Annotated in this window: 12 protein-coding genes; 5 read left to right on the forward strand and 7 right to left on the reverse strand. The window is 61.6% G+C overall.

The genetic code is table 11. The annotated features are described in order from the left end of the window. Positions 1-31: 31 nt before the first annotated feature. A complete protein-coding gene (locus ACMXYJ_RS11225; RefSeq protein WP_415759862.1) occupies positions 32-778 on the reverse strand; it encodes a substrate-binding periplasmic protein in 747 nt (248 codons plus the stop codon). 144 nt (positions 779-922) lie between these two features. Here ACMXYJ_RS11225 and dnaX point away from each other — a divergent pair, with 144 nt between their 5' ends. The 5 genes from dnaX to ACMXYJ_RS11250 all read left to right on the forward strand — a co-directional run bounded on the left by dnaX (position 923) and on the right by ACMXYJ_RS11250 (position 6,711). After that, positions 923-3,007: a DNA polymerase III subunit gamma/tau gene (gene dnaX, locus ACMXYJ_RS11230; RefSeq protein WP_415759863.1), complete on the forward strand. Its 2,085-nt coding sequence runs from the start codon at positions 923-925 to the stop codon at positions 3,005-3,007. A 67-nt stretch (positions 3,008-3,074) separates the two neighbouring features. Next, a complete protein-coding gene (locus tag ACMXYJ_RS11235) occupies positions 3,075-3,413 on the forward strand; it encodes a YbaB/EbfC family nucleoid-associated protein (RefSeq protein WP_008028561.1) in 339 nt (112 codons plus the stop codon). A 282-nt stretch (positions 3,414-3,695) separates the two neighbouring features. Next, positions 3,696-4,730, forward strand: coding sequence for an NADP-dependent oxidoreductase (locus ACMXYJ_RS11240; RefSeq protein WP_415759864.1), 1,035 nt, complete (start codon positions 3,696-3,698; stop codon positions 4,728-4,730). A 65-nt stretch (positions 4,731-4,795) separates the two neighbouring features. Beyond that, a complete protein-coding gene (gene recR, locus ACMXYJ_RS11245; RefSeq protein WP_046047871.1) occupies positions 4,796-5,398 on the forward strand; it encodes a recombination mediator RecR in 603 nt (200 codons plus the stop codon). A 164-nt stretch (positions 5,399-5,562) separates the two neighbouring features. Next, positions 5,563-6,711 carry an acyl-CoA dehydrogenase family protein gene (locus tag ACMXYJ_RS11250; protein ID WP_415759866.1) on the forward strand — a complete coding sequence of 383 codons (1,149 nt, stop codon included), beginning with the start codon at positions 5,563-5,565 and terminating at the stop codon, positions 6,709-6,711. A 136-nt stretch (positions 6,712-6,847) separates the two neighbouring features. Here the strand turns inward: ACMXYJ_RS11250 and ACMXYJ_RS11255 are convergent, their stop codons facing one another. The 6 genes from ACMXYJ_RS11255 to ACMXYJ_RS11280 all read right to left on the reverse strand — a co-directional run bounded on the left by ACMXYJ_RS11255 (position 6,848) and on the right by ACMXYJ_RS11280 (position 13,271). Then, positions 6,848-7,396 (reverse strand): adenine phosphoribosyltransferase, encoded by a 549-nt coding sequence (locus tag ACMXYJ_RS11255; protein ID WP_415759867.1) that lies wholly within the window; start codon positions 7,394-7,396, stop codon positions 6,848-6,850. A gap of 78 nt (positions 7,397-7,474) precedes the next feature. After that, a complete protein-coding gene (gene fnr / locus ACMXYJ_RS11260; RefSeq protein ID WP_415759868.1) occupies positions 7,475-8,209 on the reverse strand; it encodes a fumarate/nitrate reduction transcriptional regulator Fnr in 735 nt (244 codons plus the stop codon). A gap of 130 nt (positions 8,210-8,339) precedes the next feature. Continuing rightward, entirely contained in the window at positions 8,340-9,722 is a 1,383-nt protein-coding gene (gene hemN / locus ACMXYJ_RS11265) for an oxygen-independent coproporphyrinogen III oxidase (protein WP_415760710.1), read from the reverse strand. Between the two features lie 181 nt (positions 9,723-9,903). Further along, complete coding sequence (locus tag ACMXYJ_RS11270; protein ID WP_033055657.1) at positions 9,904-10,587, reverse strand: sulfite exporter TauE/SafE family protein; 684 nt, start codon at positions 10,585-10,587, stop codon at positions 9,904-9,906. Continuing rightward, the gene (gene ccoS / locus ACMXYJ_RS11275; protein WP_007905420.1) at positions 10,580-10,798 is read right to left on the reverse strand and encodes a cbb3-type cytochrome oxidase assembly protein CcoS; all 219 of its coding nucleotides are present in this window, start codon (positions 10,796-10,798) and stop codon (positions 10,580-10,582) included. Before ccoS ends, ACMXYJ_RS11270 begins: the two co-directional genes overlap by 8 nt. Before the next feature lie 22 nt (positions 10,799-10,820). Next, on the reverse strand, positions 10,821-13,271 hold the full coding sequence (locus ACMXYJ_RS11280) for a heavy metal translocating P-type ATPase (RefSeq protein ID WP_415759870.1): 2,451 nt from the start codon (positions 13,269-13,271) through the stop codon (positions 10,821-10,823). Positions 13,272-13,284: the final 13 nt, after the last annotated feature.

Below are 13,284 nucleotides of genomic sequence, written 5' to 3' on the forward strand. Positions count from 1 at the left end.
AGCAGCTGCCGAAGGCTGTGTTCGACAGCTGCTACAGATCTCCGGGGCCGCCGATATACAGTCGGATAATGTCGTCGATTTCCCCCGACATTTTCATTCGCACCAAGGTGCGCAAAATGCGCTGCACCGGCACCTTGGGATCGTTGCGGATATAGCAGCCGACACTCTGTTCCTGCAAAACCGCCACGCCTTGCAGTTGCCGGCCAGGCAGCAGGCGCTGATTGAACCAGTCCAGCGTCCATTGATTGCTCACGGCGTAGTGATAGCGTCCGGCCAGGAGTTTTTCCAGCACCTGTTCCTGGTTGCGCGCGTCTTCGCGATGCAGTCGGTCGGCGTCGAACAGCGGTTGCAAGGTCGGGTAGCTGTAGCCGAGTACCGTGCCTATGGTTTGTCGCGGCAAGTTCGCAGGCGTCACTGAGGTCGGCGGATCTGCCCGGCTGATCAGCATGTCGCGCTGAAACCAGAGTGGAATGCTCCAGATGTAGTCCCCGGACTGATTCGGCTGCCAGGACTGCGCCGCATAGCAGCGGATATCGACTTCGCCGTGCTCCATGGCGTTTTGCACTCGCGTGCGAGGCAGCACGTGGAATTCGGCCGGCACGCCGACCTGGGTCGCGAGGCTGACCATCACGTCGTGCAGGATGCCTTGGGTGGGGCGGCCGCGTTCCAGTTGCACCATCGGCATCGCCCAACTGTCGGGCACCACGAAGCGCAGCGGCGGCTCGGCGCCAGCGACATTCAGGCTGATCAACAGCAGTGCCCCCAAGGCCAGCCGCATAAACGCTCCGGTGCTGATAAAACCTGAGACGATAAAAGCCCCCGAAAGATCATCTTAGCCAGATTAGACGAGCGCACCGGATGCAATTTTGGCCTTGCTCCGATAGCATTAGCCGCTTCTGTTCCTTCGTTGCGACGGTTTTCGATGAGTTATCAGGTTCTTGCACGTAAATGGCGTCCGCGCTCGTTCCGCGAAATGGTCGGCCAGACCCATGTGCTCAAGGCTCTGATCAATGCCTTGGACAGCCAGCGGCTGCACCACGCCTATCTGTTTACCGGTACCCGCGGGGTCGGCAAGACCACCATCGCGCGGATCATCGCCAAATGCCTGAACTGTGAAACAGGTATCACTTCAACGCCTTGCGGCGAGTGTTCGGTGTGCCGCGAGATTGATGAAGGTCGCTTTGTCGACCTGATCGAGATCGACGCCGCGAGCCGGACCAAGGTCGAAGACACCCGCGAACTGCTCGACAACGTGCAATACGCACCGAGCCGCGGGCGCTTCAAGGTCTACCTGATCGACGAAGTGCACATGCTCTCCAGCCATTCCTTCAATGCGCTGTTGAAAACCCTTGAAGAGCCGCCGCCCTACGTCAAGTTCATCCTGGCGACGACCGATCCTCAGAAACTTCCTGCAACCATTCTTTCGCGGTGCCTGCAGTTCTCTCTGAAGAACATGACGCCGGAGCGTGTGGTCGAGCATTTGACCCACGTGTTGGGCGTCGAGAACGTGCCGTTCGAAGACGACGCACTGTGGCTGCTGGGCCGTGCTGCCGACGGTTCGATGCGCGACGCCATGAGCCTGACCGACCAGGCCATCGCCTTCGGTGAAGGCAAAGTCATGGCCGCCGACGTACGGGCGATGCTCGGCACGCTCGATCACGGTCAGGTCTACGACGTTCTGCATGCGCTGATCGAAGGCGACGCCAAGGCCTTGCTCGAAGCCGTCCGTCACCTGGCCGAACAAGGCCCGGACTGGAATGGCGTGCTCTCGGAAATACTCAACGTGCTGCACCGTGTCGCGATCGCCCAGGCCCTGCCTGAAGGCGTCGACAACGGTCATGGCGACCGTGATCGGGTGCTGGCGCTGGCCCAGGCATTGCCGGCCGAAGACGTGCAGTTTTATTACCAGATGGGCCTGATCGGTCGCCGCGACTTGCCGCTGGCGCCGGATCCGCGCGGTGGCTTCGAAATGGTCCTGCTGAGAATGCTCGCGTTCCGACCGGCAGACACCGAGGACGCTCCGAGGCAACCGCTAAAGCCAGTGGGGATCAGCCAGGCCACAGTTGATTCCGCAAATTCAGTGGCTGCCGCGCCCGTTGTTGCGCCGGTAGTCGTTGCGGCAGTTGCACCCGTCGCGCCTGTGCCGGTTGCGGCGGTGGTTGTTCCCGTGCAAGCGCCCGAGCCTGAGCCGGTTGCGCCCGTCGTTGCGCCCGAGCCTGTCGTTGAGGCTGTAGCGGTCGAAGCCGTCGTCGATCTGCCCTGGAACGACCCGGTAGAACCCGAAGTCGTTCAGCAACCCGCCGTCGAGCCGGTGCTGGAAACCGCCAGCGAGCAACCTGATTTGGCGCCGATGCCGTTGCCGACGCCCGACAGCGTAGTGCCGGACGCGCCGGAGTGGGCCGCTGCGCCGATTCCGGAGCCGTCGGTAGCCGAAGTCGATGCCGCGACACCGGGCATGGACCTGGACGACGAGCCGCCGCTGGACGAGGACTACATCGAGCCGGACATTGAATCGGCCTACAGCTACCTCGATGAACTGGCCAGCGAACACACCGCCGAGCCAGCGCCGGAAGCGGAACCTGAACCGGCCGCCATGCCGGCCACCGGTCTGGCGGCGCAATGGCTGGAGTTGTTCCCGAAACTGCCGATCTCCGGCATGACCGGTAGCATCGCCGCCAACTGCACGTTGATCGCCGTCGAGGGTGACAATTGGCTGATGCACCTGGACCCGGCCCACAGCGCGTTGTTCAACGCGACTCAACAGCGTCGCTTGAACGATGCGTTGAACCAGTTTCACGGGCGTACGCTGACCCTGCGCATGGAGTTGATCAAGCCCGAGCAGGAAACCCCGGCCCAGGCTGCGTCCCGTCGCCGTGCGAACCGTCAGCGCGAGGCCGAGGAGTCGATCCACGGTGATCCGTTCATCCAGCAAATGATGCAGCAGTTCGGTGCGGTGGTCCGTAACGATACTATTGAACCTGTCGAGACCCTGGTCACTCAGGGCTAATAACTGAAGGTGTTCGGCCGAAAGGGCCGGGCGCTGTATTTATCCAAGTACTTTTGAGGTGATTCCCATGATGAAAGGTGGCATGGCCGGCCTGATGAAGCAGGCACAGCAGATGCAGGAAAAAATGGCCAAGATGCAGGAAGAACTGGCCAACGCCGAAGTCACCGGTAAAGCCGGTGGCGATATGGTCACCGTGGTGATGACCGGTCGTCACGACGTCAAGCGTGTGACCATCGATCCAAGCCTGGTCGAAGGCTTGAGCGAAGACGACAAAGAGATGCTGGAGGCTGTGTTCGCCGCCGCCGTCAACGATGCCGTGCGCAAGATCGAAGCCAACAGCCAGGACAAAATGTCCGGCATGACCGCTGGCATGCAACTGCCACCGGGTATGAAACTGCCATTCTGATTCGCCAAAACGCGTCGGATGGGTTACAAAAAAATGCCAGGCATCGCGCCTGGCATTTTTGTTTCTGGTTGTTGGACATAGATCGTTCCCACGCTCTGCGTGGGAATGCCTCAATGGACGCTCTGCGTCCGCTTCGGCAGGGACGCCGAGCGTCCCGGGCTGCATTCCCACGCAGAGCGTGGGAATGATCAGTGCTGGTGAGGCAGAAACATCGAACGCGACACCTGCATAAAGGTCTGCTCCCTATACCGCCGAATTCATCGATCTAAAGGAGAAGTTCACATGCCACAAGCATTGACCCTCAACCAACGTATCGTCCTGGCGTCCCGCCCGGTAGGCGCGCCGACGCCGGAGAATTTCCGCCTGGAGCGCGTTGCGCTGCCGGACCTGGCCGATGGTCAGGTGCTGCTCAAGACCCTTTACCTGTCACTCGATCCCTACATGCGCGGACGCATGAGCGACGCGCCGTCCTACGCCGCTCCGGTTGAAATCGGCGAGGTGATGACCGGTGGCGCTGTCAGCCGGGTCGAGCGTTCGCTGAATCCGAAATTCCACGAAGGTGATCTGGTGGTCGGTTCCACCGGTTGGCAGAGCCACAGCATCAGCGACGGTCGCGACATCATTCCGGTGCCGTCCGGGCTACCGAGCCCGTCAATGGCGCTGGGCGTGTTGGGTATGCCAGGAATGACCGCGTATATGGGCCTGATGGATATCGGCCAGCCCAAGGCCGGCGAAACCCTGGTGGTTGCGGCTGCCTCCGGCGCCGTGGGTTCGGTGGTCGGCCAGGTGGCGAAGATCAAGGGCTTGCGCGTGGTCGGCGTGGCCGGTGGCGCGGACAAGTGCCGTTATGTGGTTGAGGAGTTGGGTTTTGATGCCTGCATCGATCACAAGAGTCCGAACTTCGCCGATGAATTGGCGAAGGCGTGCTCCGAGGGCATCGACATCTATTACGAAAACGTCGGTGGCAAGGTGTTCGATGCGGTGCTGCCGTTGCTCAAGCCCAAGGCGCGAATTCCACTCTGCGGTCTGATCGCGTCCTACAACGCTCACGAAGCACCGGCCGGCCCGGATCGTCTGCCGCAATTGCAGCGCACGCTACTGACCAAACGTGTGCGAATCCAGGGCTTCATCGTGTTCGACGACTACGGCGATCGTCAGCCGGAATTCGTCAGCGCCATGGCGCCGTGGGTGCGCGACGGTAAGGTGAAGTTCCGCGAAGACGTGGTCGATGGCCTGGAGCAGGCACCCGAAGCGTTCATCGGTCTGCTGGAAGGACGCAACTTCGGCAAACTGGTTGTGCGGGTCGCCCAGGACTGAGTAATTGACGCTAAACAGAGGCGCGGGTATAAACCGCGTCTCGTTGTTTTGTCGGACTTTTCCCCATGAGCTTCAGCCCTTTGATTCGCCAACTGATCGACGCCCTGCGAATTTTGCCAGGTGTGGGTCAGAAAACTGCCCAACGCATGGCGTTGCAGCTGCTCGAGCGTGATCGCAGCGGCGGCTCGCGATTGGCCCTGGCACTGAGCCAGGCCATGGAAGGGGTGGGCCATTGCCGGTTATGCCGCACGCTGACCGAAGACGACCTCTGCCCGCAATGCGCCGATACCCGTCGCGACGACACCTTGCTCTGCGTGGTGGAAGGGCCGATGGACGTCTACGCGGTGGAGCAGACCGGTTTCCGTGGGCGCTACTTCGTGCTCAAGGGCCATCTGTCGCCACTCGACGGCCTCGGGCCGGAAGCCATCGGTATTCCGCAACTGCTGGCGCGGATCGAAGAGGCGGGCACGTTCACAGAAGTCATTCTGGCGACCAACCCGACCGTGGAAGGTGAGGCGACAGCGCACTACATCGCCCAGTTGCTGAGCAATAAAGGCCTGATCGCTTCGCGGATCGCCCACGGTGTGCCGTTGGGCGGCGAGCTGGAATTGGTGGATGGCGGGACGTTGGCGCATTCGTTTGCGGGGCGTAAGCCGATCGTTTTGTAATTGTTAAAAACAAAAGATCGCAGCCTTCGGCAGCTCCTACATTGGCATGTGTACACCTGTAGGAGCTGCCGAAGGCTGCGATCTTTTGATCTTCCAGCACTCCTCGACTTGAAAACCAAGCAAGCGCTCGGTTAACTTCGCTGAACCTTCAGTGGAGCTCGCCGATGCCTGCCTTTCAGGAATATTTCGACCCCAGCCACCAATTGGTGCGCGACAGCGTCAGACGTTTCGTCGAACGCGAGATCTTGCCGGACATCGACCAGTGGGAAGAAGCCGAAAGCTTTCCCCGCGAGCTCTACCTCAAGGCCGGAGCGGCGGGAATCCTGGGGATCGGTTATCCCGAAGCCCTGGGTGGCAGCCACGAAGGTGATCTGTTCGCCAAGGTCGCCGCCAGCGAAGAGCTGATGCGCTGTGGCTCCGGCGGCTTGGTGGCGGGGCTCGGCTCGCTGGACATCGGCCTGCCGCCGATCCTCAAGTGGGCCAGGCCCGAAGTTCGCGATCGCGTTGTGCCGCAGGTGCTCGCCGGCAAGAAGATCAGCGCTCTGGCCATAACCGAGCCCAGCGGCGGCTCTGACGTCGCCAACCTGCAAACCCGGGCCGTGCGTGACGGCGAGTGCTACCGGGTCAGCGGCAGCAAAACCTTTATCACCAGTGGCGTCCGTGCGGATTTCTACACCGTCGCGGTGCGCACCGGTGCGCCGGGTTTCGGTGGCATCAGCCTGCTGTTGATCGAAAAGGGCACGCCCGGTTTCACCGTCGGCCGTCAGTTGAAGAAAATGGGCTGGTGGGCGTCGGACACCGCCGAATTGTTCTTTGACGATTGCCGGGTACCGGTAGGCAATCTGATTGGCGCCGAAAACATGGGCTTCGCCTGCATCATGGGCAACTTCCAGAGCGAACGCCTAGCGCTGGCGCTGATGGCCAACATGACCGCGCAACTGGCGCTGGAGGAGAGCCTGAAATGGGCTCGCCAGCGTGAAGCGTTCGGTAAACCCATCGGCAAGTTTCAGGTGCTCAAGCATCGCCTTGCCGAAATGGCCACGGCGCTGGAGGTGTCACGGGAATTCACCTACCGCCAGGCAGCGAAAATGGCGGCGGGGCAGAGTGTGATCAAGGAGATTTCCATGGCCAAGAATTTTGCGACTGACACGGCTGACCGGATTACCACGGATGCCGTGCAGATTTTGGGTGGCCTCGGTTACATGCGCGAGAGCCTGGTGGAGCGGCTGTATCGGGATAACCGGATTTTGTCGATCGGCGGCGGTACGCGGGAAGTGATGAACGAGATCATCAGCAAGCAGATGGGGCTTTAATCGGTGGTGTATCGGCTGACGCTATCGCGAGCAGGCTCGCTCCCACAGGGGATCTCCTGTGTACACAAACGCTGTGAACGACATAGATCAAATGTGGGAGCGAGCCTGCTCGCGATGGCGTCAGCCCAGACGCCGCCTATTTATCAGACAATGCAAACTGCGTCAGGCAAAACGTCGGAATCCCCATATCTTCCAGACGCTGCGACCCGCCCAATTCCGGCAAATCAATGATCGCCGCCGCTTCATGAACCCGCGCGCCCATGCGTCGAACCAGATTTGCCGCCGCAACCAGCGTCCCGCCCGTGGCGATCAGGTCATCGAACATCACCACTGAATCGCCCTCACACAGGCTGTCGGCGTGGACTTCGAGGAAGGCTTCGCCGTATTCGGTCGCATAACCCTCGGCCAGCACGTCGGCCGGCAGTTTGCCTTGCTTGCGGAACAGCACCAGCGGCTTGTTCAGCTGATAGGCCAGGACCGAACCGATCAGAAAGCCGCGAGCGTCCATCGCACCGATGTGGGTGAAGTCAGCCTCGACATAACGGTGGGCGAAGCTGTCCATCACCAGGCGCAGGGCCGTGGGCGACTGGAACAGCGGGGTAATGTCGCGAAAGATCACGCCCGGCTTGGGAAAGTCGATCACAGGGCGGATGAGGGATTTGATGTCGAAGGAGTCGAAGACCATCGTCGAGGTGTCCTGGCAGGCTGCAAACGACGCAGTATAACGGCGGCTGAACCGTTTCGCTCAGCCGCCATCGCCAAATCAGCCGTCTAGCGAGCCGCCGGCCAGGGCGCAGAGCTGGATCGGGTCGAGGATATGGATTTCCTTGCCTTCAGCCGCAATCAGTTCGTTTTGCTGGAAGCGGGTGAACACCCGGGACACGGTTTCCACCGCCAGGCCCAGGTAATTGCCGATTTCGTTGCGCGACATGCTCAGGCGGAACTGGTTGGCCGAGAAACCCCGGGCGCGGAAACGGGCCGACAGGTTGACCAGGAACGTGGCGATGCGCTCGTCGGCGGTTTTCTTCGACAGCAGCAACATCATTTGCTGATCGTCGCGAATCTCGCGGCTCATCACGCGCATCAACTGGCGGCGCAGTTGTGGCAGTTGCAGGGCGAGTTCGTCGAGGCGGTCGAAAGGAATTTCGCACACCGAGGTGGTTTCCAGGGCTTGTGCCGAGACCGGGTGTTTTTCGGTGTCCATGCCCGACAGGCCGACCAGTTCGCTTGGCAGGTGGAAGCCAGTGAGTTGTTCTTCGCCGCCGTCGCTCAGGCTGAAGGTCTTCAGGGCGCCAGAGCGTACTGCATAAACGGAATCGAAGGTGTCGCCCTGGCGGAACAGAAACTCGCCTTTTTTCAGCGGGCGGCCACGTTTAACGATTTCGTCCAGCGCTTCCATGTCTTCCAGATTCAAAGAAAGTGGCAAGCAGAGGGGGGCCAGGCTGCAATCCTTGCAATGGGCCTGACTGTGAGCGCGCAGCTTTACTGGCTCGGACATTTCTTCAATCCTTGTGGGAAAAAACACACATAAGCCGTAAGGGTAACCCACGGGAGGACATTCAGGCACGCGGCGATTTTGTCGCAGGGTCGTAAAGTCAGCGTTTCGCAGACCGGCAATGAGGTAACAGCTAGATCACCCGCGAAAACCGCTGGCGATTTTGCTGTTCCAGGTACGCGTCGAACACCATGCACACCGAACGCACCAGCAATCGCCCGGCGGGCAGTACGGTGATCCGTTCGTTATCCAGTTCGATCAGACCGTCTTCGGCCATTCCCTGCAACTGTGGCCAGAGTTCGCCGAAGTAACCCTGAAAGTCGATGTTGAAGGCGTGTTCGATCTCGGCGAATTCCAGGCTGAAATTACAGATCAGTTGTTGGATGACCGCACGTCGCAGGCGGTCATCGGCGTTGCACAGCAGACCACGGCTGGTGGCCAGCTGCGCGCTGGCCAGCGTGTTCTGGTACTGATTCAAGTCGCTGCTGTTCTGGCAATACAAGTCGCCGATCTGGCTGATGGCCGACACGCCCAGGCCAATCAGGTCGCAATGACCGTGGGTGGTGTAGCCCTGGAAGTTGCGTTGCAGGGTCGATTCTTCCTGAGCAATCGCCAGTTCATCGTCGGGCAGCGCGAAGTGATCCATGCCGATGTAGCGGTAACCGGCCTGGGTCAGTTGTTCGATGGTGCCCTGGAGTATTTCCAGTTTTTGCGCCGGTGTCGGTAGCTCGTCGCTGTTGATGCGCCGTTGCGGCATGAAGCGTTCCGGCAGGTGCGCGTAGTTGAACACCGAGAGGCGGTCGGGTTGCAGGTTGATCACTTCATCGACGGTGCGGGCGAAATTCTCGGGTGTCTGCCTCGGCAGGCCATAGATCAGGTCAATGTTGATCGAGCGAAATTGCAGGGTGCGAGCGGCGTCGATCACCGCGCGGGTTTCTTCCAGGCTTTGCAGGCGATTGACTGCCCGTTGCACCGCCGGATCGAGGTCTTGCAGGCCGATACTGACCCGATTGAAACCCAGTTCACGCAGCAGGCCCATGGTCGCCCAGTCGGCTTCGCGAGGGTCGATTTCGATGCCGTAGTCGCCAGAATCGTCGTCCAGCAAGTTGAAGCTTTTGCGCAACTGGGCCATCAACTGGCGCAGTTCATCGTGGCTGAGAAAGGTCGGGGTGCCGCCGCCGAAATGCAGTTGTTCGACTTTCTGCGCGGGGTCGAGATGGCAGGCGATCAACTGGATCTCCTGCTCTAGGCGCTGCAAATAAGGCTGGGCCCGGCCGCGATCCTTGGTGATGACTTTATTGCAGGCGCAGTAGTAGCAAATGTTCGCGCAGAACGGCACGTGCACATACAGCGATAACGGGCGCAGGGCTTTGCGGCTGTCGCGCAGGGCGTGGAACAGGTCAAACGTGCCGACCTGACCGTCGAATTGCACCGCGGTCGGATAGGAGGTGTAGCGCGGTCCCGCCAGGTCGTAACGGCGGATCAGATCGGTGTCCCAACGAATGGCGTCGAGCATCATGCGGGCATTCCCCCGGATAGGCTGGCAGTGTCAGCGAGTCTAGGGGGCGGCGCGGTGGGGCATCTTGATTTGCATCAACGGGCTTCAAGATCAAAAGATCGCAGCCTTCGGCAGCTCCTACAGATGTACGCGATCCCATGTAGGAGCTGCCGAAGGCTGCGATCTTTTGACTTTGTTTCTAATGGCCCATGAGCCAATGCTGATGCGGCCCCGGCAAGGTCCAGATGCCGAACAGGATCACCAGTAATCCGCCCGTCATCCGCACGCTACGTTTGCGCAACAACGCCGTGACCCGCTCAGCCGCCAACCCCGTGGCGAGCAACACCGGCCAGGTGCCGAGCCCGAACGCCAGCATCAGTAACGCACTGTCCAGCGCATTGCCCTGACTCGCCGACCACAGCAATGTGCTGTAAACCAACCCACACGGCAGCCAACCCCAGAGCGCGCCCAGCAGTAGCGCGCGGGGGACGCTCGACACCGGCAGCAGTTTGTTGGCAACGGGCTGGATGTGCCGCCACAGGCCGCGACCGAGGCTTTCGATGCGGGTCAGGCCGCTCCACCAACCGGCGAGGTACAGGCCCATGGCGACCAACAGCAATCCAGCGATGACGCGCATGAACATCGCCGCCGGGCTGTTGGCCACTGCCCAACCGGCCAGACCGATCAGCAGGCCGGCCGTTGCATAGCTGAGAATTCGCCCCAGGTTGTAGGCCAGCAGCAGTCGAAAACGCCGGCTGCGTTGTTCCTTGGGAATTGCCAGGGTCAACGCGCCCATCAAGCCGCCGCACATGCCCAGGCAATGCCCGCCACCGAGCAGACCGAGAATCACCGCAGACACCAGCAGCGGCGCCAACTCAAGCATGAGGTGGCGCCTTGTCGTCCGGTTTGGCCGGATGACCGCTGGCTTCGTCGACCGCAGCCTTGTGGTTTGGGTCCTGATCGTCGAACAGGATGCTGTGGGCCGGGCCGTCGAGGTCGTCGTACTGACCGCTGTCGACCGCCCAGAAGAAGATGTAAATGGCGATGGCCACGATCAGCAGCGCGGCCGGGATCATCACGTAGAGAGCTGGCATCTTGACTCCATGCCCGCGCGGCTCAGGCCGGCAGCGGACGGGTTTCTGGCGTGGCGCTGACCGCAGGCGTGTTTGGCATGCGAGTCAGGCGCAGGGCGTTCAGCACCACGGTCAACGAACTGATGGACATGCCGACCGCGGCCCACACCGGAGTGATCCAGCCGAGGGCGGCGAACGGCAACATGAGGCCATTGTACAACCCGGCCCAGAGCAGGTTCTCGATGATTACCCGGCGGGTGCGTCGAGCCAGGCTAAAGGCTTGGACCAATGCATCGAGGCGGTTCGACAGCAATACCGCGTCGGCACTGGTTTTCGCCAGATCGGTGGCCGACCCCATGGCCACGCTGATGTCGGCGGCGGCCAGCACGGGCACGTCGTTGACCCCGTCACCGAGCATCAACACCTTGCGGCCTTCCTTGTGCAGCTGTTGCAAGACCTGCAATTTATCGTCCGGACGCAAGCCGCCACGGGCTTCATCGATGCCCAGTTCTGCAGCGACACTGGCGACCATCGGCGAACTGTCGCCGGACAGCAACAGCGTGCGCCAGCCGCGAGCCTTGCAGGCCGCGAGCAGGGCAGGTGCATCGGCACGCAGGCGGTCGTCGAGAACAAACCATGCCAATGGCCCCAGGCTGTCGCCGAGCAACAGCCATTGGCCGGCTTCATCCGGCATCAACGGCACAGTAGCGCCACTGAGTTCACAGACAAAACCCGGTTGGCCGATGCGCAGGCGTTGCTCGCCGACCAACCCTTCGAGGCCCAGCCCCTGCGTGCTGTGGACTTCTTCGGCGGCCAGTGGCGCCCGACCAAACGCGCGGGCGATCGGGTGTTCGGAACGGTTTTCCAGTGCCGCGGCGAGGCTCAGGCATTGATCGCTGTTGAGCGCGCCGAGCGGGCGGATCGAACGCAACGCCAGACGACCTTCCGTCAGCGTGCCGGTTTTGTCGAAAATCACCGTGTCGATCTGGTTCAGGCCTTCCAGCACATGGCCGCGAGTCAGCAGTAAGCCGAGTTTGTGCAGCGTGCCGGTGGCGGCGGTGAGGGCGGTCGGTGTGGCCAGGGACAAGGCGCACGGGCACGTTGCAACGAGCATCGCCAGCACAATCCAGAAGGCTCGCGAAGAATCCAGTTCCCACCAGATCAGGCCGATGACGGCAGCGGCAATCAGCGACAGCAACAGGAACCATTGCGCGGCGCGGTCGGCAATTTCCGCCAGTCGCGGCTTCTCGGCCTGAGCACGGTCCAGCAGGCGGACGATGGCGGACAATCGGGTGTCTTGACCCAGCGCCAGGACTTCCACGGTCAATGCGCCTTCGACGTTCAGGGTGCCAGCGGTGACGGCGTCGCCCGGCGTGCGCGGTTGCGGCAGGTATTCGCCGGTGAGCAGGGATTCGTCGACGCTCGACTGGCCGTCGAGGATCTTGCCGTCAGCCGGAAGGATTGCACCGGGATGCACCAGCACTTGATCGCCGACGCGCAGTTCACTCAGCAGGATTCGTTCGCTCTGGCCATCGGCACTCAGGCGTAGACACGAGGCGGGCAATAGATTGACCAGTTGCGCAGTGGCGGCGGCGGTGCGTTCGCGGGCACGGCGTTCCAGATAACGCCCGGCCAGCAGGAACAGCGCGAACATGCCCACCGCATCGAAATACAGTTCACCGACGCCGGTGATCGAGGTCCAGATCCCTGCGATGTAGGCGCTGCCAATCGCCAGCGACACCGAGACGTCCATGGTCAGGTGGCGGGTGCGCAAGTCACGCATGGCGCCTTTGAAGAAGGGCGCGCAGCTGTAGAACACGATCGGGGTGGTGAGAAACAGCGCGACCCAACGCAGGATGGTGTGCAACTCGGGACTGAGGTCGATGTTGAATTCCGGCCAGGTGGCCATGGTCGCCATCATCGCCTGGAACCACAGCAGCCCGGCCACGCCGAGTTGGCGCAGGGCCAGGCGGTTTTCGCTGGCCAGTTGTTCACTGGCGCGGTCGGCCTGATAGGGGTGCGCGGCGTAACCGATGTGGCGCAATTCGCTGAGCACCTGGCTCAACGGCAGTTGCGCATCGGCCCAGCGCACGTGCAGGCGATGATTGGACAGGTTCAGGCGCGCTTCGGCTACCGCCGGCAAGCCACGCAGGTGTTTCTCGATCAGCCAGCCGCAGGCGGCGCAACTGATGCCTTCCATCAACAGGGTGGTTTCGGCGAGTTCGCCTTCGTGGCGGACGAAGGGGGCTTGCACGTCGGCGCGATCGTACAGCGCCAGTTCGTCCACCAACTGCACCGGCAAGGCTTCGGGGTTGGCCGATGACTCGCTGCGATGCTGGTAATAGGTTTCCAGTCCGCCGGCCACAATGGCTTCGGCCACGGCCTGGCAACCCGGGCAGCAGAACTCGCGGGTTTCACCGAGGACGGCAGCGGTGAAGCGGCTGCCGGCCGGGACGGGGAGGGCGCAGTGGTAGCAGGGAAGTGGAGTGGTCATGAGGTGAAGTCTA

This window comes from Pseudomonas arabinosi (genome assembly GCF_047758675.1).
GTDB classification, from domain to species: Bacteria; Pseudomonadota; Gammaproteobacteria; order Pseudomonadales; family Pseudomonadaceae; genus Aquipseudomonas; species Aquipseudomonas arabinosi.

Bases quoted from the DNA above. Each gene is read 5' to 3' on its own strand.
- ACMXYJ_RS11235 (WP_008028561.1), top strand. From the start codon at position 3,075: ATGATGAAAGGTGGCATGGCCGGCCTGATGAAGCAGGCACAGCAGATG.
- dnaX (WP_415759863.1), top strand. From the start codon at position 923: ATGAGTTATCAGGTTCTTGCACGTAAATGGCGTCCGCGCTCGTTCCGC.
- recR (WP_046047871.1), top strand. From the start codon at position 4,796: ATGAGCTTCAGCCCTTTGATTCGCCAACTGATCGACGCCCTGCGAATT.
- ccoS (WP_007905420.1), bottom strand. From the start codon at position 10,798: ATGCCAGCTCTCTACGTGATGATCCCGGCCGCGCTGCTGATCGTGGCC.
- ACMXYJ_RS11250 (WP_415759866.1), top strand. From the start codon at position 5,563: ATGCCTGCCTTTCAGGAATATTTCGACCCCAGCCACCAATTGGTGCGC.
- ACMXYJ_RS11240 (WP_415759864.1), top strand. From the start codon at position 3,696: ATGCCACAAGCATTGACCCTCAACCAACGTATCGTCCTGGCGTCCCGC.
- ACMXYJ_RS11270 (WP_033055657.1), bottom strand. From the start codon at position 10,587: ATGCTTGAGTTGGCGCCGCTGCTGGTGTCTGCGGTGATTCTCGGTCTG.
- hemN (WP_415760710.1), bottom strand. From the start codon at position 9,722: ATGCTCGACGCCATTCGTTGGGACACCGATCTGATCCGCCGTTACGAC.
- fnr (WP_415759868.1), bottom strand. From the start codon at position 8,209: ATGTCCGAGCCAGTAAAGCTGCGCGCTCACAGTCAGGCCCATTGCAAG.
- ACMXYJ_RS11255 (WP_415759867.1), bottom strand. From the start codon at position 7,396: ATGGTCTTCGACTCCTTCGACATCAAATCCCTCATCCGCCCTGTGATC.
- ACMXYJ_RS11280 (WP_415759870.1), bottom strand. From the start codon at position 13,271: ATGACCACTCCACTTCCCTGCTACCACTGCGCCCTCCCCGTCCCGGCC.
- ACMXYJ_RS11225 (WP_415759862.1), bottom strand. From the start codon at position 778: ATGCGGCTGGCCTTGGGGGCACTGCTGTTGATCAGCCTGAATGTCGCT.